The organism is Streptomyces sp. AC558_RSS880 (genome assembly GCF_019049255.1).
Lineage (GTDB): Bacteria > Actinomycetota > Actinomycetes > Streptomycetales > Streptomycetaceae > Streptomyces.
The window spans coordinates 212,240-232,853 of the sequence record NZ_JAGMUJ010000130.1 but is presented as its reverse complement, the minus strand read 5'-3'; the positions used below and the strand labels follow the sequence as shown (position 1 = coordinate 232,853).

Sequence of the window (20,614 nt, the reverse complement as noted above, 5' to 3'; positions counted from 1 at the left end):
CGGGAGGAGCGTCGCAGTGACGGGCTGGACCTGGGAGCACGAGGGCTACGATCCCGCCGACGCGCGCCTGCGGGAGTCGCTGTGCACCCTCGGCAACGGATACTTCGCCACCCGGGGCGCGCTGCCGGAGTGTTCCGCGGACGAGGTGCACTACCCGGGCACGTACGCGGCCGGCGTCTACAACCGGCTCGTCTCCGAGGTCGCCGGACGGCACGTCGAGAACGAGGACATGGTCAACCTGCCCAACTGGCTGCCGCTGCGCTTCCGGCTCCCCGGCGAGCCCTGGCTCACCCCCGACACCGCACCCGTGCTCGACCACGGTGAGACCCTGCACCTGTCCTCGGGACTCCTGGAGCGCAGGACGCGGTACGGCCTCGGCGCCGGACGGACGCTCCTGGTGCGCCAGCACCGCTTCGTGCACATGGCCGACCCCCATCTGGCGGGCCTGCGCACGGAGTTCACCGCCGAGGGCTTCTCCGGCACCCTGGAGACCGAGGCGGCGCTCGACGGCGACGTCACCAACGCCGGGGTGCCGCGCTACCGGGAGCTGGACGGCCGTCATCTGACCCACGTGCTCACCGGCACGGCCGCCGCGGACACGGTGTGGCTGCGCTGCCGCACCCGCACCTCGGACGTCCGGATCGCGCTCGCCGCCCGGCTGACGGCACCCGGGCCCGTCACGAACCGGCACGACCGCCCGCGCGCCCTGCAGAGCACCCGTCTGGACCTGGCCGCCGGAGACACCGTCACCGTCGACAAGATCATCGCCCTGCACACCTCCCGCGACCCCGCGATCAGCGACCCGCTGCACGCCGCCGTCGACCGGGTGGTCCGGGCGGGCGGCTTCGACGAGCTGCTCCCGCCGCACCTGACGGCCTGGGCCCAGCTGTGGCGCCGGGCCGAACTGGACGTACCCGGCGAGGCGGGCCGCATCCTGCGGCTGCACCTCTTCCACGTCCTGCAGACCCTCTCCCCGCACACCGCGGACCTGGACGTGGGGGTCCCGGCCCGGGGGCTGCACGGCGAGGCGTACCGGGGGCACGTCTTCTGGGACGAGCTGTTCGTCCTGCCGTACCTCAACCTGCACTTCCCCGAGATCTCCCGCGCGCTGCTGCACCACCGTCACCGGCGTCTGGAGCGCGCCCGCACCGCCGCCCGGGACGCCGGGCGCCACGGCGCGATGTACCCCTGGCAGAGCGGCAGCGACGGCCGGGAGGAGACCCAGCAGCTGCACCTCAACCCCCGCTCCGGCCGCTGGCTGCCCGACCACTCCCACCTCCAGCACCACGTGGGGTCGGCGATCGCGTACAACGTCTGGCAGTACTGCGAGGCCAGCGGCGACCAGGAGTTCCTGCAGACCAAGGGCGCCGAGATGCTGCTGAACATCTCCCGCTTCTGGGCGGACTCCGCCACCTTCGACGACCGGCTGGGCCGCTACCGCATCAAGGGCGTGGTCGGCCCCGACGAGTACCACGACGCCTACCCGGACGCCACCGAACCGGGCCTCGACGACAACGCGTACACCAATGTCACGGCCGCCTGGGTGCTCGCCCGCACCCTGGACGTGCTGCGCGGTCTGCCCGAGCCGCGCCGCCGTGAACTCGCCGAGCGGACCGGACTGGACGCGAGGGAACTGGAGAAGTGGGAGGAGGTCTCCCGCACCCTCCACGTCCCCCTCCACCACGGCGTCATCAGCCAGTTCGAGGGCTACGGCGAACTCGCCGAACTCGACTGGCGGGGCTACCGGCACCGCTACGGCGACATCCGGCGCCTGGACCGGCTGCTGGAGGCCGAGGGCGACACCGTCAACCGGTACCAGGCGTCCAAGCAGGCGGACGTCCTGATGCTGGGCTACCTCTTCTCGCCCGCCGAACTCCAGGGGATCTTCCGCAGGCTGGGGATGAGCCTGGACGAACGGACCTGGCGGCGCACGGTCGACCACTACCTGCACCGCACCAGCCACGGCTCCACCCTCAGCGGCCTGGTCCACGGCTGGGTGCTGGCCAGGGCCCGGCGCGCGGACGCCTGGAAGTTCTGCCAGGAGGCCCTCCAGGCGGACATCGCCGACATCCAGGGCGGTACCACCGGGGAGGGCATCCACCTCGGCGCCATGGCCGGCACCCTCGACCTCGTCCAGCGGGGACTGACCGGTCTGGAGACCCGCGGCGGAGCCCTGTGGCTCGACCCGGTGCCCCTGCCCGAGCTCTCCTCCTACGGCTTCACCCTGCGCTACCACGGTCACTGGGGTGTCCGGCTGCGGCTGGAACACGGCCTGCTGGAGGTCGCGGTGCCCTCCTCCGGCCGCTCCCCGATCGAGGTCCACCTCCCGGACCGCACGGTCCGCCTCCACCCGGGGGAGACGGACCGTCTGGCCCTCCCGGACTGACCGCCGGGCGCCGGATCACTTGTGGAACGACACGTACCCGTTGCCGTCCGGGTCGGAGCCGCGCGCGGTGTACGCGTGCACGTCGGCCCGGCTGCCCGTCGGCTTGACGAGGTAGATGGTGTCCTTGTCGTTGTTCCACATGAAGTTGCAGTTGTCGCGGTAGACGACGTTGTACTTGTCGGAGTCGGTGCCGTTGCCGCCGCGCAGCTTCACGTAGTCGCCGGGCTGGAGGTGGTGATGGGCGGTGAAGACGAATCTGTTCCCGGCGGCGTCCTTGACGAGGTAACCCTTGAGGTCGACCGTCTTCGACGACGAGTAGTTCTTGATCGTCAGATACTCCTGGTGGGTGTTGCCCCCGGAGCACCGGTTGGAGTCGCCGCCGGGCGCGTCGTACTGGATGCCGCGCACCTTCAGCGCGGAGGTGTACTCGGCGGCCTGGGCCGGAACGGCCGTCAGCGCGGCCAGCGCGCCCGCGGCGGCGGTGGTGGCGACGGCGGCAGTGCGTATGCGCATGAACTCATCCCCCTGCATGACTCTTCTGTGAAGGTCATGTGGTGTTTCAGTGAAGGATCGGATCGTACACAATGCGCCGCCGTTTTCACCCTCCGGGGTGAGCGCGCTGACGGCCGTGGACGCGCCGAGCGCCCGTCAGGTCCGGGGAACGGACCTGACGGGCGCTCGGCGGTGGGCCCTTGGGGCGGGAGGTCAGGCGCCGCTCTCGCGCAGCATGTCCTCGCGCTCCACGAGCTTCACGCGTTCACGGCCCTGCGGCTCGCCCAGCGCCTTCTCCGCGGCGTCCAGGCGGTACCAGCCGTCCCAGGTGGTGAAGCGGATGCCGCGTTCGGCGAGGAACGCGTCCACGGCCTCCGGGTCCGGCGACGCGGGGGTCTGGAGCCGGCCGCCCGCGTAGTCCTCCAGCAGGTTCCCCACCGTCTCGTTGGCGTCGCCCTTGGTGTGGCCGATCAGGCCCACCGGACCGCGCCGGATCCAGCCGGTGACGTACGTGGAGTCCAGGTGCTCGCCGGTCTCCTGGATGACGCGCCCGCCCTCGTCCGGGACCGTGCCGGAGCCGATGTCCCAGGGCAGCTTGGGGAGCTTGTCGGAGAGGTAGCCCACGGCCCGGTAGACCGCGCTGACGTCCCAGTCCTTGAACTCGCCGGTCCCCTTGACGTTGCCGGTGCCGTTGAGTTCGGTGCGCTCGGTGCGCAGGCCGACGACCTTGCCGTCCTCACCGAGGATCTCGGTGGGCGACTCGAAGAAGTGCAGGAACAGCTTGTGCGGACGGTCGCCGGCGTCGCGGATCGCCCAGTTCTCCAGGGTCTTGGCGACCATGTCGGCCTGCTTGTTGCCGCGCCGGGTGGCGATCGAACCGTCGTCGTAGTCGATGTCCTCGGGGTCGACGATGACCTCGATGGTGGGGGAGTGGTCCAGCTCCCGCAGCTCCATCGGGCTGAACTTCGCCTGCGCCGGGCCGCGGCGGCCGAAGACGTGGATCTCCACCGCCTTGTTGGCCTTCAGGCCCTCGTAGACGTTCGGCGGGATCTCGGTGGGCAGCAGTTCGTCGGCCGTCTTGGCCAGGATGCGGGCCACGTCGAGGGCGACGTTGCCGACGCCGAGCACGGCGACCTTCTCGGCCTGGAGGGGCCAGGTGCGCGGCACGTCCGGGTGGCCGTCGTACCAGGAGACGAAGTCCGCGGCGCCGTAGGAGCCGTCGAGGTCGATGCCGGGCACGTCCAGCGCGCGGTCGGCCGTGGCGCCGGTGGCGAAGATCACACCGTCGTAGAACGTGCGCAGATCGTCGAGGTGGACGTCGGTGCCGTAGTCCACATTGCCGAACAGCCGTATCTGCGGCTTGTCGAGCACTTGGTGCAGGGCCGTGATGATGCCCTTGATCCGCGGGTGGTCGGGGGCGACGCCGTACCGGATCAGTCCGAACGGTGCCGGCATGCGCTCGAAGATGTCGATGGACACGCCCGGTTCGGCGGCCACGTCGGACTTGAGCAGGGCGTCGGCGGCGTAGATCCCGGCGGGGCCGGATCCGACGATGGCTACCCGCAGGGGGCGGGGCATGGTCAGGTTCCCTTCGAGTGATGACAGGCGACTCGGTGGGAAGCCTAAACTGAGGCATGCCTTACCTGGTACGCGGGTCCGGTCTATGGACTCATAAGCCTCTCTTATGAGGTATCCCTACGTGCCCTTATGTCTCACGGAACGGGCTGTTCCGCCCAGATGACCTTGCCGGCGGGCAGGTAGCGGGTGCCCCAGCGTTCGGCGAGCTGGGCCACCAGGAACAGGCCGCGTCCGCCCTCGTCCGTCATGGTCGCGTACCGCAGATGGGGCGCGGTGCTGCTGCTGTCGTAGACCTCGCAGATCAGGTTGCGGTCGTACAGCATCCGCACCCGGATGGGGGCGCCGCCGTAGCGGAGCGCGTTGGTGACCAGCTCGCTCAGGATCAGCTCCGTGCCGAACGCCAGCTCGTCCAGCCCCCACTCGGCCAGCTTCCGGGTGACCGCCGCCCGCACCTCGCCGACGGCCGCCGGGTCCGGCGGCACCGGCCACTGGGCGATCCGGCCGGCGGCCAGCGCCCGCGTCCGCGCCACGAGCAGCGCGATGTCGTCACCGGCCCGTGCCGGGCGGCGGGACTCCAGGACGACCCTGCACGTGTCCTCGGGGGAGTCACCGGCCCGGGACAGCGCCTCGCGCAGCCGCTCCAGACCGACGTCGATGTCGTGGCCGCGGTCCTCGATCAGTCCGTCGGTGTAGAGGACGAGCCGGCTGCCCTCCGGCAGTTCCAGCTCGGCCGACTCGAACGGCAGGCCGCCGAGCCCCAGCGGGGGGCCGACGGGCACGTCCCAGAACTCCACACCGCCGTCCGGGCGGACCACGGCCGGCGGCGGATGGCCCGCCCGGGCCACGGTGCAGCGCCGGGAGACCGGGTCGTAGACCGCGTACAGACAGGTCGCCCCCGTCACCGGTGCGTTCTGCTCGTCCTGCGCCTCGTCCTGGTCGATCCGCCCGACCAGCTCGTCGAGCAGGGCCAGGAGCTCGTCGGGCGGGAGGTCCAGGGCGGAGAAGTTGTGCACCGCCGTGCGCAGCCGCCCCATCGTGGCCGCCGCGTGCAGACCGTGGCCGACGACGTCGCCGACCACGAGCGCGACCCGGGCTCCGGACAGCGGCAGCACGTCGAACCAGTCCCCGCCCACCCCGGCCTGCGCGGGAAGGTAGCGGTAGGCGATCTCCAGAGCGCTCTGCTCGGGCAGGGTGCGCGGCAGCAGGCTCCGCTGGAGCGTCACCGCCATGCTGTGCTCGCGCGTGTAACGGCGGGCGTTGTCGATGGAGACCGCGGCCCGGGCGACCAGCTCCTCCGCGAGAGCCAGCTCCTCGGTGTCGAACGGCTCCGCCTTCCGCGAACGCCAGAGACTGACCACCCCGAGCACCAGCGCCCCGGCCCGCAGCGGCACGGTGATCAGCGAATGGATGCCGTACTCCATGACCTGTCCGGAGCGCTCCACGTCCTGTGCGTGCCAGCCCGGCGCCTCGCCGAGCCGGGGCTCCAGGACCGGCCGGCCGGTGGCGAGGCTGACGCCCTGCGGGGACGACGCGACGAAGCGGATCCGCTCGTCCTTGGGGTAGAGCGGAGCGTCCGCGCCGATCCCCGCCGACGCCGCGCGGCGCAGTACGCCGGCCGCGTCGGGGTGGCCGCCGGCCAGCACCGACTCGAACAGGTCCACCGTGACGAAGTCGGCGAACCGCGGCACGGCCAGCTCGGCGAGTTCCTCGGCCGTGCGGGTGACGTCCAGGCTCGTCCCGATGCTCACCCCCGCGTCGTACAGCATGTTGAGCCGCTCGCGCGACGCCTCCGCCCGGCCGGACAGGGCGCGCAGCTCGGTGGAGTCGCGGACCGTGGCCACACTGCCGGGCGGGCCGCCCGCCCGGTCGGTGGGCCGCTGGTTGACCGCCAGCAGCCGGTCGGCCACCAGGTGCACCTCGTCCGTGGCGGTGCGGCCCGAAGACAGCAGCTCGGCGGTGCCGGGGTCCAGGCCGATGTCCGACACGGGGCGGCCCTCGGCGTCCTCGGGCAGGCCGAGCAGCCGGCGCGCCTCGTCGTTGGCGAGCATGAGCGTCCCGTCCCCGTCGACGATGACGACCCCCTCGCGCACCGCGTGCAGTACCGCGTCGTGGTGCTCGTACATCCGGGTCATCTCGTGCGGGCCCAGGCCGTGGGTCTGGCGCAGCAGCCGTCTGCTGACCAGGGCCGCGCCCCAGGTGGCCAGGGCCAGGGCGGCGGCCGCCGCGCTCAGCACGAGCGGCAGCTGTTCGGCGGCGGCTCCGCCGACGTGCTCGGTCGTGATGCCCGCCGACACGAGTCCCACCACGGTGCCGTCCGGGTCCGTGACCGGCACCACCGCCTGCACCAGCCGGCCGATGGTGCCGTCGATCTCCTCGACCACCGGCTCACCGGCCAGCGCGGGCTCGGTCGTGCCGACGAACCGCTTGCCGATGCGGTCCGGTCTGGGGTGCGTGTAGCGGATGCCCTCGGTGCTCATGACGACGACGAAGTCCACCCCCGTCCGCTCACGGGCCGCTTCCGCGCGGTTCTGCAGCGTGGTTGTCGGATCGGGGGAGAGGACCGCCTCGGCGACGCCCGGCGAGTTGGCGAAGGCCTCCGCGACGGCGAGCGAGCGGTTGCGGGCCTCCTCGTCGCTGTTCTGCTGGGCCTGGAGCACCAGCGCGACCACGGCGGCCACGACCAGCAGCAGCACGATCGTCAGATGCAGCACGAACACCTGTCCGGCGACGCTGCGCCCGCTCAGCACCGACCGCAGTCCTGCCGCCGGATGCCACCGGGAGCGGCCGTCTGCGTCCCGCCGGCGTCGCACGGACGCCGCGGCACCGGGCCGCAGGGACGACCGGGGCCGGGATCGACCCGTGAGTCGGACCATGTGCCATGTCTACACTGCCGCGCCACGCGAGGCGAGGGACGGCGCCCACCTGACCGGCGGGCCGTCACCGTTCCGTGGGTTTCCGGGTCGCGCGCGGCCGTCCCCCCGGTTGACCGCGCGCGACCCTCCCCCGGCGCGCGACTCGTCCCCCGAAGGTCGCGCGCGTTCCTCTACCGGGCCACCCCGGAAACCGTGCTCCGCGGCCTCAGTCGGCCAGGGCGCGGGCCAGTTCCGTGGTGGCGCGGGCGATCTCGGTGTCCGGCTCGGCCAGCAGCCGGTTCAGGTCGCCGCGCCGGGCGCGCACCGCCTGCCGGGCGGCCCGCTCCCACACCACCGGGTTCTCCCTGCGGTTGAGCAGCTTGGGATACGCGGTGGCGGTGCTCTCCCACTGCCGGGCGTCGGCGATGGCCTTGAGCAGCTGGATGATCCCGGCCCGGCAGGTGACGTGCGGCAGCTGGGCCAGCTCCCAGAGGAAGGGGACCGCGGCGGCGGTCGCCTGTTCCGTGACGAAGCCGTACTGGCAGATCCGTTTCCGCAGATCCTCCAGGGCGGCGCGGGCGGTGTCGGCGTCCCCCCAGGCGATGCCGTTCAGCAGCAGGGGGATGGCCGCCGCCGAGCCGGTGGAGTCCTGCATGTCGGCCCACGGCACGCGGGACAGTGCCGTGAGGGGCGTGGTCCGTGCCACCTTGGTGGGGGACGTGTGGCGCACAGGGCGCTCGCTGCTCGGCTGTTCCGTAGAAGCGCTGCGCATGGCGTGGGTGCCTTTCCGCGGCAGTCGTGTCAGATGGGGGGTCGGGTCGACAACCGGGCCCACACCGTCTTGCCCGCCGGAGGGGTGGGGGTCCAGCCCCATCCCTCGGACAGGGCGGCGACGATGCACAGCCCCCGGCCGTCCTCCTCCAGGCCGGAACCGGCACCGGGTGTGCGGACGGGTGGGTGGTCGTCGGGGTCGGAGACGGTGAGCAGCAGGTGCGCGGGCTCCAGGCGGAACCCGAGCCGGATGTCCGGCGCACCCGCGCACCGCGGTGCCGCGTGCGTCACGGCGTTGGCGGCGAGCTCGCTGATCATGAGGGTGGCGTCGTCGCAGTGGTGGCCGAGCGACCAGTCGCGCAGGGTGTCCCGGGTGAAGGACCGCGCCCGCGCGAGCCCCTCCCGGCCGCGTGCGAGACGCAGCGTGGCCGAGGCGGACGCGGGGCGGGCCGTCTCCGGCCGGCGAGGATCTGCCGCCGCCGTGCCGCGGCCACTCGTCCGTATCGCGGCGGTGGCCGGTGGCCGGAGCAGTGGATGCGCAGGTGATGACACGGCATCTCCCCGATGCGACGTCAGGACGGGGCGCCAACACGGGGGTTGACGCCGCAGCTATTATCCACGCTGTCAGCGCTCGCGTGCAATTGCACGAGAAATTGCGCGAGATTTTTCCCGGCGCGCGGCCGGACATCCGGGCCGTGTGCGGGGAGACACGGGAACAGCGAGGAGACAGCGGTGCCAGGAGTGCGGAACGGAGTGCGGGCCAGCCAGTTGGACGCCCGCTGGATCAAGAGCCGGCACAGCAACGCCGAGGGCAACTGTGTCGAGGTGGCCCCGCTGGCCGGTGGGGGGATCGCGATGCGCAACTCCCGTGACCCCGACGGTCCCGCCCTCGTCTACACGGCCGCGGAGCTGGCGGCGTTCCTGGCCGGTGCGAAGGACGGCGAGTTCGACCACCTGGTCTGAACGCCCGCGACGGACCGGCGCCGGCTGCCCGGGTTGGCGCCTTCTGTTCGGGTTGGTGCCGGTTGTTCGGTCCGGTGCCGGTGAAGCGGAACCCAACGCGCCATTTCCTCGGGGCTTTTCGTACGCGGATGCGGTGAGGGACAGTCAGGTGCGATAGTGTAAAGCGCCCTTGTGCCGGTCTGCTGGGAGTCAGGATGTCCGCCGCGTCGCATCGAATCTCCCGCCTGGAACCCTATCTGGACAGGCCCGAGCCCGCTCCGACCCTGCTGAAGATGCTGGTCGGCGTGCAGCTGGCAGGCTTCCGTGACGACGCCGGGCTGTCCCAGGACCAGGCGGCGCGCTCCGTCGGCTTCAGTCCGGCGAAGCTGTCCCGCATCGAGTCGGGCAAGGGCCGCCGCCCGCCGACCGAGGGCGATGTCCGGGCCCTGCTGACGCTGTACGGCACCGACGAGTACGAGGCGTCGGTGCTGCTCAAGCTGCTCCGACGAGCCGGGGAGCCGGGCTGGTGGCAGCGGTACGACAAGCGGCTGATGCCCGAGTGGTTCGACCGTCTGGTCGGGCTCCAGGAGGCCGCCGCCACCATCCGCACCTTCGAGATCCAGTACGTCCCCGGACTGCTGCAGACCGCCGCCTACACCCGCGCGGTGGTCGAGCGGGGGCTGCCGAACGCCCCGGCGAGCGAGGTGCAGCGCCGGGTCGAACTGCGCATGCGCCGCGCCGAACTGCTGCTGCGCGAGGCCGCGCCGCAGCTCTGGGCCGTCATCGACGAGTCGGTGCTGCTGCGCGTCCTGGGCAGCCCCGCGGTGATGCGCGAGCAGCTCGAGCACCTGGTGACGATGGCCGAGCGGCCCAACGTGACGGTGCAGATCGTGCCGCTGGACGTGACGAACGCGTCGGCTCCCGCCATACCCGTGACCTATCTGCGCTTCGGCGGGCTCGACCTGCCCGACGTGGTCTATCTGGAGCACATCAGGAGCGCCAATTTCCTCGAGGACCTCGACGAGACGGAGGAGTACCGGATCGCGCTGGACCGCCTCGCCGACGAGGCGCTCAAACCGCGCGACTCGGTGGAACTGCTCCACAGGACGATCAAGGAGCGCTACGCCACGGCGTAGCGGCGGGCGCGAACACGCCGACGCCCCCGTGGGACCCGAGCGGTCCGGCGGGGGCGTCGCGGCGTCGGGGGATCACAGCGGGAGCCGGCCCACACCGCCGAACTCGATCCACTCCTGGGTGAGCTGACGGGGCGCCACCTCGGTGTCCGGACGCCAGGTGGACACCTCCACCAGGCCCGGCTCCAGGATCTCCAGGCCCTCGAAGTACGACTCGACGTCCTTCTTCTCGCGCACCCGGCCCCAGTTCCCGTGGGTCGCCCGGTCCATGAAGTCGGTGACGAACGCGCGGACCTCCGGGTCATCGCTGACGAGCTGGCACGTCACCATGAAGCTGCCCGGCGCCAGCCGCTCGCGCACCCGGCGGGCCAGGGCGAGCGGACCGTCGGTGTCACTGTCCGGGATGCAGTGGAAGACCGAGTTGAACAGCACGCACACCGGCTCGGAGAAGTCGATCAGCCGCTGGGTCTCCGGGTGACCGAATATCCCGTCGGTGTCGCGCATGTCGGCCTGGATGACCGCGGTGCGCCGGTCCTGCTCCAGCAGGGCACGGCCGTGCACCAGCACCATCGGGTCGTTGTCGGCGTACACCACGTGGGCGGTCGGGTCGACGCGCTGCGCGACCTGGTGGACGTTGTCCTGGGTGGGCAGACCGGAACCGTGGTCGACGTACTGCCGTATCCCGTACTCCTGCGTGAGGGTGCGGACCACCCGCTGGAGGAAGCGCCGGTTGTTCAGCGCCAGGCGGCGGGTGCTGGGCACGACCTTGTCGAGTTCCTCGGTCGCGGCACGGTCCGCCGCGTAGTTGTCCTTGCCGCCCAGGTAGTAGTCGTACATGCGCGCTGCCGTCGGCACGGTCGCGTCGATCTCGGTGGACAGCTGCTTACCGGTGTGCATCGTTCCCCCTGCGGGCCGCGCCAACTGGACTGGCTGGACAGGGAGTACATCCTAGGGAGCCGTGAAGGGGCCGTGCCAGCCCGTCGGCGAACGTCGCCCGGAAGGAATGACGCGCCGATCGCTCGAAACCACACAAAGCACCGTACCGGACGCCCCATGTGAGCGCTTGCGCTCCGCAGAGGGGGTACTCGCGGGGCGACACCGTTTCCCGTGGGAGGCCGGACCTTGGACAGCTCGACGGCGACACCCGCCTGTGCACGGCGACGGCCGCCGAGGCCCTCAAGGAGACCTTCGGCTCCGACGGCCGGCCCGGTTCGTACGAGGACGTCGACCACGCCGACACCATCGCCCTGTTCGGACACAACGTGGCGGAGACCCAGACGGTGCCGTGGATGCGGATCCTGGACCGCCCGGAGGGGGCCGAACCGCCCCGGCTGCTGTGCGTCGACCCCCGGTACACCCCCGTCGCCCGCCGCGCCGACGTGCGCCCGGCACCGCGCCCCGGCACCAACGCCGCGCTGCTCAACGCCCTGCTGCACGAGATCATCCGCACCGGCCGGACCGGCCGCGCCTACATGGTGACCGGCGCGCCCGTCACCCCGGTCGAGTACCGCTCCCTCAACCCGGACGGCAAGGCGGTGATCAAGGCCGCGGAACACCTCCCGCCGCACGAGGACGCCTCACCCGGGTACCCCCTCCAGCTGATCACCGGCCGCACCGTGTACCACTTCCCCACCCGCACCAAGACCGGCCGCGCGCCCGAGCCGAACGCCGCCGCGCCGGACGTGTGGGCGGAGATCTCCCCCGCGGAGGCCGCCGTGCAGGGCCTGTCCGACGGCGACCTGGTCCAGGTCACCACCCCGCGCGGAGCGATCCGGGCCCGGCTGCGGACCACCGCGATCCGCGACGGCGTGGTGTTCGTGCCCTTCCACTACGGCTACTGGGACACCCCACGGGGCCACCGGCCGCCCGACGACGGACCCGGCCGGGCCGCCGACGAGACCACCGTCACCGACTGGGACCCGCTCTCCGAGCAGCCCCTGTTCAAGACGGCCGCGGCCCGCGCCGCGCCGGTCGCCCGGCGCGGCGCGGGGCAGGACACGGGCACCGACGGCACCGGGACGACGGGAGCGGCTCATGAGCGGTGTCACCCTCACCCTCCGCACCCTGCACGACGACGAGCGGGACCTGGAGCAGGACCTGCCGGCCGCCGCCGAGCGCCATCGCGCCGAGCACGAGTTCCACTGGGAGATGCTCGCCCAGGCGGCACAGGCCACCCGGGACCGGGAACTGCTGGAGCTGGTCTCCTCCTGCCATCCGCAGCCCCTCCGCCGGATGCACTGGACCAACACGATGATCAAGGTGCTGTCGCCGCAGCTCCTCGTCAGCGCGTGACCGGCACGGGTGGCGGTCCCCGCCGGCGCCTGCACCGACGCCGGTGCCCCGCTATCGTCGGTTTCGTCCCCAGGGGACGTTCCTCGCCGGCGTCACCGGCGGCCGGCCATCCGCAGGAGGCACGCATGGACGACTACTACGACCTCGGCGACCACCACCGGCCCGTGACGACCTCCTCCGCCGACGCCCAACTCTGGTTCGACCGGGGTCTGACGTGGACGTACGCGTTCAACCACGAGGAGGCGGTCGCCTGTTTCGAGAAGGCGGCCGAGGCCGACCCGGACTGTGCCATGGCCCACTGGGGCATCGCCTACGCCCTCGGCCCCAACTACAACAAGCCCTGGGAGGCCTTCGACGGCGCCGAACTCGTCGACACCGTCGCCCGCACCCACGGCGCGGTGGAGCGGGCGCACGAGAAGGCCGCGCACGCCACCCCCGTCGAGCGGGCCCTCATCGAGGCCCTGCGCGCCCGCTACCCGCAGGCGGAGGCCGCCGAGGACTGCTCGGTGTGGAACGAGCCCTACGCGGACCGGATGCTCGCCGTGTACGAGGACGCCCCCGGCGACCCGGACGTGGCCACGCTCTGCGCCGACGCCCTGATGAACCTCACCCCCTGGCAGCTGTGGGACCTGCGGACCGGCCGTCCGGCCGACGGCGCCCGCACCCTGGAGGCCAAGGCCGTCCTCGACGGCGCGCTCGCCACCGACGCGGGCGCCCGGCACCCCGGCGTCCTCCACCTGTACGTCCACCTGATGGAGATGTCCCCCACACCGGAAGCCGCCCTCACCGTCGCCGACCGGCTGCGCGGCGCCGTGCCCGACGCCGGGCACCTGCACCACATGCCCTCGCACCTGGAAGTGCTGTGCGGCGACTACCGCCGGGTCGTCTCCGACAACACCGTCGCCGTGGCCGCCGACGAGAAGTACCTCGAGCGGGCCGGCGCCATGAACTTCTACACGCTCTACCGCGTCCACAACCACCACTTCAGGATCTACGGCGCCATGTTCGCCGGCCAGTCGCAGGTCGCCCTGGACGCCGCCGCGCGGCTCGAGGCCGCCGTCCCCGAGGAACTCCTCCGGGTGCAGAGCCCGCCCATGGCCGACTGGCTCGAGGGATTCCTGGCGATGCGCGTCCACGTCCTGATCCGCTTCGGCCGCTGGGACGACGTCCTGGCGCTGCCGTTCCCCGCCGACCCGGAGCTGTACTGCGTGACCACCGCCATGCTCCACTACGCGCGGGGCGTCGCCCTCTCCGCGACCGGCGCCACCGACGGGGCCGAGGCGGAGCGGGCCCGCTTCCGCGCGGCCGTGGACCGCGTCCCCGGGACCCGGATGCTGTTCAACAACACCTGCCTCGACATCCTCGCCATCGCGTCGGCGATGCTGGACGGCGAACTCGCCTACCGCAAGGGCGAGTACGACACCGCCTTCGCCGCGCTGGAGCGGTCGGTCGAGCTGGACGACAACCTGCCCTACGACGAGCCCTGGGGCTGGATGCAGCCCACCCGGCACGCCTACGGGGCGCTGCTGCTGGAGCAGGGCCGCATCGAAGAGGCCGAAGCCGTGTACCGGGCCGACCTCGGCCTCGACGGCACCCTGCCCCGGCCCCTGCAGCACCCGGGCAACGTCTGGGCGCTGCACGGGTTCCACGAGTGCCTGCTGCGCACCGGGAGGACCGGGGAGGCGGCGATCATCGCCCAGCAGCTCAGGCAGGCGACCGCGCTGGCGGACGTGCCCGTCGAGGCGTCCTGCTTCTGCCGGCTGGAGACCCACCGTCCGGAGACCTCCGGCGCGGACCGCCCCTGCCACTGAACCGGCCCGCCCGGGCCGGTACGGCGGAGCCGGACGGCGGCCGGCCTCAGCTCGCCTCGACGACGGCCTGGAACGTCTTCATGCAGGAGAAGCAGTGCCGGTCCGTCACATGCCGGTGAGTCGACTCGTCCTGCTTCTCCACTCCGCAGAGCGTGGATGACTTGTCCGACGTGAGGACATGCCACACCAGCTCTCCCGAAGTGTCTGCACCGCACCACATCTCGTGCATTCCCAGCTCCCTCCGGGTAGGCATGGAGGCCGCTTCCATTCGAGCACGGACCGGGCCCGGACGGCTCGTCCGGCGAGCCAGTCGGGTGACGTGCGGGGCCGGGACGCATACCGGCGGTGCCGGCCGGATCCCGGAAGGACGACGAAGGCGCCGGTCGCGGTGCGCCCGCCGCCCGGGCGGGCGGACGACGGGTGACCGCGCGGTGAGACCGCCGACCTCGCGGACTCCGGCCGGGACGCGGTGGAGTTCCCGCGGCGCGCGGGGCTGCCGGAGGACGAACGACTGCCGGCCGATCCCGCCCGGGCCGAGTGGGCCGGGCCCATGTCCACGACGCGGCGCAAGAACCCTGCCGACCGGCTGCCGACCGGCGAAGAGCCGGGAGCGGCGCGCACCGCGGTCACCGTCGGCGCCGACTCCGACGGTGACCGCGCCTGCCCGTGTACCCCCGTTTCGCACAGGCATGCCGTGCGCGCGGGCACGGCTGCCCCCGGTGCCCGAGCCCGTCGCGGAGCCCCGCGACCCGGCACCCGGGACGCCCGGCGCGGTGCACGAGACCGGTGAGATTGCCGGTCCGCACCGGCCCCCTCCTCTCCGACAGTGGCACCCCCAGTCAATCGGCGGCGCCCCCGGCCGGGGCACGGCCCCCACCACGCCGTGATCCCCGTGCACCGGCCGGGCGACTCGCCGCGACAGAGAGGACCACCCGTCGTGCAGCAGCACCCCCACACCAGCAGGCGCCGGACCGGCCGGCTCGCCGCACTGGCCGCGGCCGTCACCGCCGTCGTCGGCCTCACCACCCTCAGCGGCCCCGGCGCCCAGGCGGCCGACAACCCCTACGAGCGCGGCCCGGCACCGACCGAATCGAGCATCGAGGCGCTGCGCGGCCCGTACGCGGTGTCGGACATCTCCGTCTCCTCGCTGGCCGTCACCGGCTTCGGCGGAGGCACCATCTACTACCCGACCAGCACCGCCGACGGCACCTTCGGGGCGATCGCCATCTCGCCCGGCTTCACCGCCTACCAGTCCTCCATCGCCTGGCTGGGCCCGCGCCTGGCCTCCCAGGGCTTCGTGGTGTTCACCATCGACACCAACACCACCCTCGACCAGCCCGCCTCCCGCGGCGACCAACTGCTCGCCGCGCTGGACTACCTCACCCAGCGCAGCGCGGTCCGCGGCCGCATCGACAGCAGCCGGCTGGGCGTCATGGGCCACTCGATGGGCGGCGGCGGAACCCTCGAAGCCGCCAAGGACCGGCCCTCGCTCCAGGCGGCGATCCCGCTGACGCCCTGGAACCTCGACAAGACCTGGTCCGAGGTCAGGACCCCCACCCTCCTCTTCGGCGCCGACGGCGACACCATCGCCCCCGTCTCCAGCCACGCCGAGCCCCTCTACAGCGGCCTGCCGTCCTCCCTGGACCGGGCCTACATCGAATTGAACGGCGCCACCCACTTCACGCCCAACTCGTCGAACACGACGATCGCCAAGTACAGCGTTTCCTGGCTGAAGCGGTTCATCGACAACGACACCCGCTACGAGCAGTTCCTGTGCCCGCTGCCCCGGCCGAGCCTGACGATCGAGGAGTCCCGGGGCAACTGCCCGCACACCTCCTGAGATCCCCGGCTCCCGCCGAACGACCACCCGGTGGCGGTCCGCGCACGACGCGGGCCGCCACCGGCGTTGTGCGCGCGCACCGCCGGACGCCGGGCGCCCTGGGCCACGGCACACTCGTGGACGCGCCCCCTCCACATCACCTTACGCGTGAGTAACGTCGAGTGAATGACCGGACAGACGATCCCGCGGCAGGCGATCCACCGGCTGCCGGACGGGCTGCGCACCGACGGCGGCGTCCACGTCGTGACCGGTGAACCCGGCTGCGGCCGTACGAGGTTCCTGGAGTACGCCGCCGGCTCCTTCCGTGCCGGACCGGTGTGGCACGTACGCGCCCAACCCGGCCGCAGCGCACCGCCGCTGAGCGGCCTGCACACCCTGCTGCGTGCCGCCGGCCGTACCGTGCGGGTCGCCGGGGACGGTACGGCGGGGGAGGCGCTGTTCGACGTCCTGCGCGCGGCGGCCGGCGCGTCGCCGCTCCTGGTGTGCGTGGACGACGCGCACCTGTGGGACCCCGCGTCGCGCGCCGCGCTGGGACACGCCGCCGCGCGGGTGCGTGCGACGGGGGTCCGGGCGGGACTGCTCCTCACGGTTCCCGGACACCGGCCCGTCGACCGGGAGCTGGCGGCGCTGCCCGTGCTGCGGCTGGGCCCGCTGGCACCCGGGGACGCGGCCCGGGTGGTCGACGACGTGACCGGCGGTGCCGTCGACCCCGGCGTGCGCGAGGAACTGGTGACGGCGGCCGAGGGCAATCCCGCGCTGCTGCTGGCGCTGGTCCACCGGCTGTCGCCCGCCCAGCTCGCCGGGCGCCGGGCGCTGCCCCGGCCGCTGGCCGACGGGGAGGTCCTCACCGGAGTGGTCGGCGGGTGCCTGACCGGCGTACCGCCGGACCGGGCCGGCCTGCTGCTGACGACGGCGGCCGCCGTGCGCGCGACGGGGGAACCGGACGCCGACGCGGACCTCGTACGGCGGGCGGCCGGGGCCGACGCGGCGCGGCCGTTGCCCGAGGTGCTGGTCCTGGCCGAGGGCCGCCTGCGGTTCCGCAGCGCGCTGCTGGGGCGGGCGGTGTACGCCGGCGCGCCGCCCGAGCGACGCCGTGCCGCGCACCACGCACTGGCCGCGTGCCTGGCGGACACCGGTGCGGACGGCGTCCTCGCACTGCTGCACCGCTCCCGGACCGTCACGGGTCCCGCCCCCGCCCTCGCGGCCGAACTCGCGGCGGCGGCGGCCTCCGCGCCGCCGGGCCTGCGCCGGGGGGCGCTCACCCGCGCCGCCGAACTGACGGCGGACGGGGCGGAGCGGGCACACCGCTACACCGCCGCCGCGGCGCAGGCCCTGCTCGCCGGGCACTCTTCCGAGGCCCTGCGCCTGCTCGACGCCGCCCGGAGCCGTCCGGTCCCCGCCTCCGTACGCGGCGGCGCGGAACTCCTGCGCGGCGCGGTGCTCCTCGCCGACGGGCCGGTGGACGACGCCCGCGAGTCCTTCCTGCTGGCCGCGGGTCTGCTCACCAGGGCCGACCACGAGGCCGCCGACACGGCGACGCTGGGAGCGGCGGACGCGGCATGGGCGGCAGGCGACCCGGCCTCCTGCCTCCACGCCCTCACCCCCACCCGGGCGCTCTCCTCCGGGGCCCCGGCCGCCGGCCCGCACTCCGTGCTGCTGCGGGATCACCGGGACGGGATGCGGGCCGTGCTCCTGGGACGGTTCGACCGTGCCGCCGGCCCGCTGCGGCGGGTGGTCGAGCGCGGGCTGTCCGGCGACGAGCCCGAGCCGCTCCTGCGGTCCGCCTCCGCCGCGCTCATGCTCGGTGACACGACCGCCGCCCGCCGCGCCGGCGCGCGGGCACTCGCCACGGCCCGCACCCTCGGCTGCGCCGCCCTCGAACCGAGGGCGCTGGAGTACCTGGCCTACGCCGAACTGCGGGCCGGACGCCACCAGCTCGCCCGGACCCACGCCGAGGAGGGGCTGCGCACCGCGTCGCGGACCGGACAGCGGAACACGGCCGCCCACCACCACGCGGTGCTGGCGCTCGCCGCGTCCATCGAGGGGGAGCGGGAGATCGTCGCCGAGCACGTCGCCGCGGCCCTGCGCACCGCCCGCCGGCACGGACTCGCGCAGGCCGCGACGCTCGCCCAGTGGGCCGCGGCCCGCGCCGACCTCGGCGCCGGCCGCCCCCGTGAGGCCGCGGACCGGCTGGGCCCCCTGGTCCGCTCCGGTGCCCGCCGCGGCCACTTCGCGGTGTGGATGCTCGCCGTCCCCTGCTTCGTGGAGGCCACCGTACTCGCCGGACGCCCCGAGCACGCGGCCGCGGCCGTCGAGGACTTCGCCCTGTGGGCCGCCTGCGGAGCCGACCCGCAGGCCCCCGCCCAACTCCTGCGCTGCCGCGCCCTGCTGGCCGCCCCGGACGCGGCCGACCCCCTGTACCTGCGCGCCCTGGACCGCCACGAGGAGACGGCCGGGGACTTCGAGCGGGCACGCACGGAACTGCTCTACGGCAAGTGGCTGCGGCGCAGACGCCGGCTGCGCGAGGCGCGGAACCGTCTCGGGGAGGCGCTGATGGGCTTCGAGCGCTGCGGCGCGCACCTGTGGGCGCAGCAGGCCGCCGCCGAGTCGCGGGCGGGCGGCGCGGCCCCCGGCCTGCCCGGGGCCGGGGAGCTGTCCCGGCTGACCCCGCAGCAGCTGCGCATCGCACGGCGCGTCGCCGAGGGCGCCACCAACCGGGAGGTGGCCCTGAGCCTGTCCGTCAGCACCCGCACCGTCGACTACCACCTGCGGAACATCTTCGCCACCCTGGGGGTCCGTTCCCGGGTCGAGCTGGTCCGCCTCGTCGGGCAGGCGGAAAAGACCGGTGCACAACCCTAGGGACCGACCGGACGGTATGTCATCCTTCGGGGCAGGACGAGTCCGATGGCGGCCGGCCCACGGGCTCCCCCGTACCGGCCGGGCGCCGGTACGGGGACCGCCGCCGCACGGGCACCGCCGGGAAGCCGACCCTGGGGGAGATGCGCGATGATGCAACACGCCGTACGGCCACGTACCCTGCCGCGCCCTGGACCCGCGCCCGCCGCGCGGTCCCGCACACCGCGCGTGCGGGCGCTGATCGACGCCGACGCGCTGCGCGTGCTGCACCGGGCCGCCCGCGTCCTGCTGGACGACCTGCCCCAGCTCACCGACGGGCTGGTCGCCGTCCTGCAGGAGCAGGAGCCCGCCTACCGGGCCGCGGTGGAGGGCGACGCCACCACGACCTGGCAGGAGGTGCACCGCTCGTTGCGGCACAGCATCTCCTCCCTGCTCGATCCGCGGGGCGCCCGCGACGCGGCGCGGCGCTGCACCTGGAAGATCGGCGCCACGCGCGCCGAACAGGGGCTGCCGCTGGACGCCCTGCTGCACGCCTTCCGGCTGGGCGGCTCGCTGGTGTGGCAGGGACTGGTCGACGAGACGTCCCGGACGGCGCCCGAGGACGTACGGCTGCTGGTGCACGTGGCGTCCGACGTGTGGGACTTCGTCGACGAGCACTGCACCCTCGTCGCGGACGCCTACCGGCAGACCGAGCGACGGCTCGCGTGGCGGAGGGAGAACAGGGTGCGTCTGCTGGCCGCGGCCCTGCTGGACGGTACGAGCAGGATCGCCGACCTGCCCGAGGCCGCGCAGGCGCTGAACCTGCCCGAGCACGGGCGGTACGTGGTCGTCGCGGTCGCCGGCGGCCGGCCCTCCGGCTGTTCGGATGCCCAAGCGTCCCTCGCCGCGGGTGTGCGCGTGCACTGGCACACGGGCGTGGACGCCGACTACGGCATCGTCCTGGTCGAGGACGGTGCGGAGCCCGTCGTGCCGGAGGAGCAGGCGGCCGGTGCGCGGGTGGGCGTCAGCAGCGCGGTCGAAGGGCTGTCCGCGGTGGGGGAGGCGCGGCGGCTGGCGGACACCGCGCTGAGCCTGTGCCCCGAGCAGGGCGGCACGGTCCACCTGACCGAGCACCTGCCGGCGGCGCTGGTGGTGTCGACTCCCGAACTCGGCGCCGCGCTGGCCGAGCGGCTGCTCGGCCCGCTGGCGCACCTCGAACCCGCCGACGCGGAGGTCCTGCTGGACACCCTGGCCACCTGGCTGGCCTGCGACGGCTCGGCCCAGCGGGCCAGCCGTCGCCTCTACTGCCACCGCAACACGGTCCTCAACCGCCTCCGCCGCTACGAACAACTCACCGGCCGCTCCCTCTCCCGCCCCACCGACCTGATCGAGGTCAGCCTGGCCCTGACGGCCCGCACCCTCCTCCGCCCCTGACCCCACCCCACCACGGCCGGCCACACCGCCCACCCAGCCGCGCCGCCCCCACCCAGCCGCGCCGCCCGCCCGCCCAGCCGCGGGCAGTCGTGCCGCTGGGGCGGCACGGGTGGGCGCGGCGGCACCCTGCCGGAGGCGGCAAGCGACACCCCGGCCCGGCGCTGCGGCTCCGGTGCCACGGGTCCCGGCTCCGGTGCCACGGGCCCCGGCCCCGGCCTGGGCACCCGCACAACCCCCGCCCACCCGCG

At 73.6% G+C, this 20,614-nt stretch carries 14 protein-coding genes and 1 pseudogene; 9 read left to right on the top strand and 6 right to left on the bottom strand.

The genetic code is table 11. From position 1 onward, the window contains the following. Positions 1 to 16 precede the first annotated feature (16 nt). Positions 17 to 2,386 (top strand): glycoside hydrolase family 65 protein, encoded by a 2,370-nt coding sequence (locus KUM38_RS30645; protein WP_217134161.1) that lies wholly within the window; start codon positions 17 to 19, stop codon positions 2,384 to 2,386. Positions 2,387 to 2,401: 15 nt separating this feature from the next. Here the strand turns inward: KUM38_RS30645 and KUM38_RS30640 are convergent, their stop codons facing one another. The 5 genes from KUM38_RS30640 to KUM38_RS30620 form a co-directional block, all read right to left on the bottom strand. After that, the gene (locus KUM38_RS30640) at positions 2,402 to 2,899 is read right to left on the bottom strand and encodes a lamin tail domain-containing protein (protein WP_217134159.1); all 498 of its coding nucleotides are present in this window, start codon (positions 2,897 to 2,899) and stop codon (positions 2,402 to 2,404) included. A gap of 192 nt (positions 2,900 to 3,091) precedes the next feature. Beyond that, complete coding sequence (locus KUM38_RS30635; protein WP_217134157.1) at positions 3,092 to 4,456, bottom strand: FAD-dependent oxidoreductase; 1,365 nt, start codon at positions 4,454 to 4,456, stop codon at positions 3,092 to 3,094. Between the two features lie 134 nt (positions 4,457 to 4,590). Next, on the bottom strand, positions 4,591 to 7,329 hold the full coding sequence (locus KUM38_RS30630; RefSeq protein ID WP_217134154.1) for a SpoIIE family protein phosphatase: 2,739 nt from the start codon (positions 7,327 to 7,329) through the stop codon (positions 4,591 to 4,593). Positions 7,330 to 7,534: 205 nt separating this feature from the next. Further along, entirely contained in the window at positions 7,535 to 8,080 is a 546-nt protein-coding gene (locus tag KUM38_RS30625; protein WP_217134152.1) for a hypothetical protein, read from the bottom strand. Positions 8,081 to 8,109: 29 nt separating this feature from the next. Further along, a complete protein-coding gene (locus tag KUM38_RS30620; RefSeq protein ID WP_308409097.1) occupies positions 8,110 to 8,631 on the bottom strand; it encodes an ATP-binding protein in 522 nt (173 codons plus the stop codon). 180 nt (positions 8,632 to 8,811) lie between these two features. On the opposite strand from KUM38_RS30620, the gene KUM38_RS30615 reads away from it, so the two are divergent. Both KUM38_RS30615 and KUM38_RS30610 read left to right on the top strand, forming a co-directional pair. Then, complete coding sequence (locus KUM38_RS30615; RefSeq protein WP_217134151.1) at positions 8,812 to 9,042, top strand: DUF397 domain-containing protein; 231 nt, start codon at positions 8,812 to 8,814, stop codon at positions 9,040 to 9,042. 194 nt (positions 9,043 to 9,236) lie between these two features. Continuing rightward, a complete protein-coding gene (locus KUM38_RS30610) occupies positions 9,237 to 10,157 on the top strand; it encodes a helix-turn-helix transcriptional regulator (protein ID WP_217134150.1) in 921 nt (306 codons plus the stop codon). A gap of 72 nt (positions 10,158 to 10,229) precedes the next feature. On the opposite strand, the gene KUM38_RS30605 is transcribed toward KUM38_RS30610, so the two are convergent. After that, positions 10,230 to 11,051, bottom strand: coding sequence for an SAM-dependent methyltransferase (locus tag KUM38_RS30605; protein ID WP_217134135.1), 822 nt, complete (start codon positions 11,049 to 11,051; stop codon positions 10,230 to 10,232). Positions 11,052 to 11,284: 233 nt separating this feature from the next. Here KUM38_RS30605 and KUM38_RS30600 point away from each other — a divergent pair. The 6 genes and pseudogenes from KUM38_RS30600 to KUM38_RS30575 form a co-directional block, all read left to right on the top strand. Continuing rightward, positions 11,285 to 12,181, top strand: a pseudogene (locus tag KUM38_RS30600) (molybdopterin dinucleotide binding domain-containing protein); the annotation flags it as partial. Between the two features lie 7 nt (positions 12,182 to 12,188). Continuing rightward, positions 12,189 to 12,446: a hypothetical protein gene (locus KUM38_RS42410; RefSeq protein WP_254398019.1), complete on the top strand. Its 258-nt coding sequence runs from the start codon at positions 12,189 to 12,191 to the stop codon at positions 12,444 to 12,446. Positions 12,447 to 12,571: 125 nt separating this feature from the next. Then, entirely contained in the window at positions 12,572 to 14,257 is a 1,686-nt protein-coding gene (locus tag KUM38_RS30595; RefSeq protein WP_217134473.1) for a tetratricopeptide repeat protein, read from the top strand. Positions 14,258 to 15,194: 937 nt separating this feature from the next. Further along, positions 15,195 to 16,097 (top strand): alpha/beta hydrolase, encoded by a 903-nt coding sequence (locus tag KUM38_RS30585; RefSeq protein ID WP_217134131.1) that lies wholly within the window; start codon positions 15,195 to 15,197, stop codon positions 16,095 to 16,097. Between the two features lie 165 nt (positions 16,098 to 16,262). Beyond that, positions 16,263 to 18,956 (top strand): helix-turn-helix transcriptional regulator, encoded by a 2,694-nt coding sequence (locus KUM38_RS30580; RefSeq protein WP_217134130.1) that lies wholly within the window; start codon positions 16,263 to 16,265, stop codon positions 18,954 to 18,956. A 150-nt stretch (positions 18,957 to 19,106) separates the two neighbouring features. Continuing rightward, positions 19,107 to 20,366 carry a helix-turn-helix domain-containing protein gene (locus tag KUM38_RS30575; RefSeq protein ID WP_217134471.1) on the top strand — a complete coding sequence of 420 codons (1,260 nt, stop codon included), beginning with the start codon at positions 19,107 to 19,109 and terminating at the stop codon, positions 20,364 to 20,366. The last annotated feature ends 248 nt before the right edge of the window (positions 20,367 to 20,614 follow it).

Coding starts and splice junctions, on each gene's coding strand:
- KUM38_RS30575 (WP_217134471.1), top strand. CDS start 19,107: ATGCAACACGCCGTACGGCCACGTACCCTGCCGCGCCCTGGACCCGCG.
- KUM38_RS42410 (WP_254398019.1), top strand. CDS start 12,189: ATGAGCGGTGTCACCCTCACCCTCCGCACCCTGCACGACGACGAGCGG.
- KUM38_RS30605 (WP_217134135.1), bottom strand. CDS start 11,051: ATGCACACCGGTAAGCAGCTGTCCACCGAGATCGACGCGACCGTGCCG.
- KUM38_RS30595 (WP_217134473.1), top strand. CDS start 12,572: ATGGACGACTACTACGACCTCGGCGACCACCACCGGCCCGTGACGACC.
- KUM38_RS30630 (WP_217134154.1), bottom strand. CDS start 7,329: ATGGTCCGACTCACGGGTCGATCCCGGCCCCGGTCGTCCCTGCGGCCC.
- KUM38_RS30580 (WP_217134130.1), top strand. CDS start 16,263: ATGACCGGACAGACGATCCCGCGGCAGGCGATCCACCGGCTGCCGGAC.
- KUM38_RS30635 (WP_217134157.1), bottom strand. CDS start 4,456: ATGCCCCGCCCCCTGCGGGTAGCCATCGTCGGATCCGGCCCCGCCGGG.
- KUM38_RS30640 (WP_217134159.1), bottom strand. CDS start 2,899: ATGCGCATACGCACTGCCGCCGTCGCCACCACCGCCGCCGCGGGCGCG.
- KUM38_RS30625 (WP_217134152.1), bottom strand. CDS start 8,080: ATGCGCAGCGCTTCTACGGAACAGCCGAGCAGCGAGCGCCCTGTGCGC.
- KUM38_RS30610 (WP_217134150.1), top strand. CDS start 9,237: ATGTCCGCCGCGTCGCATCGAATCTCCCGCCTGGAACCCTATCTGGAC.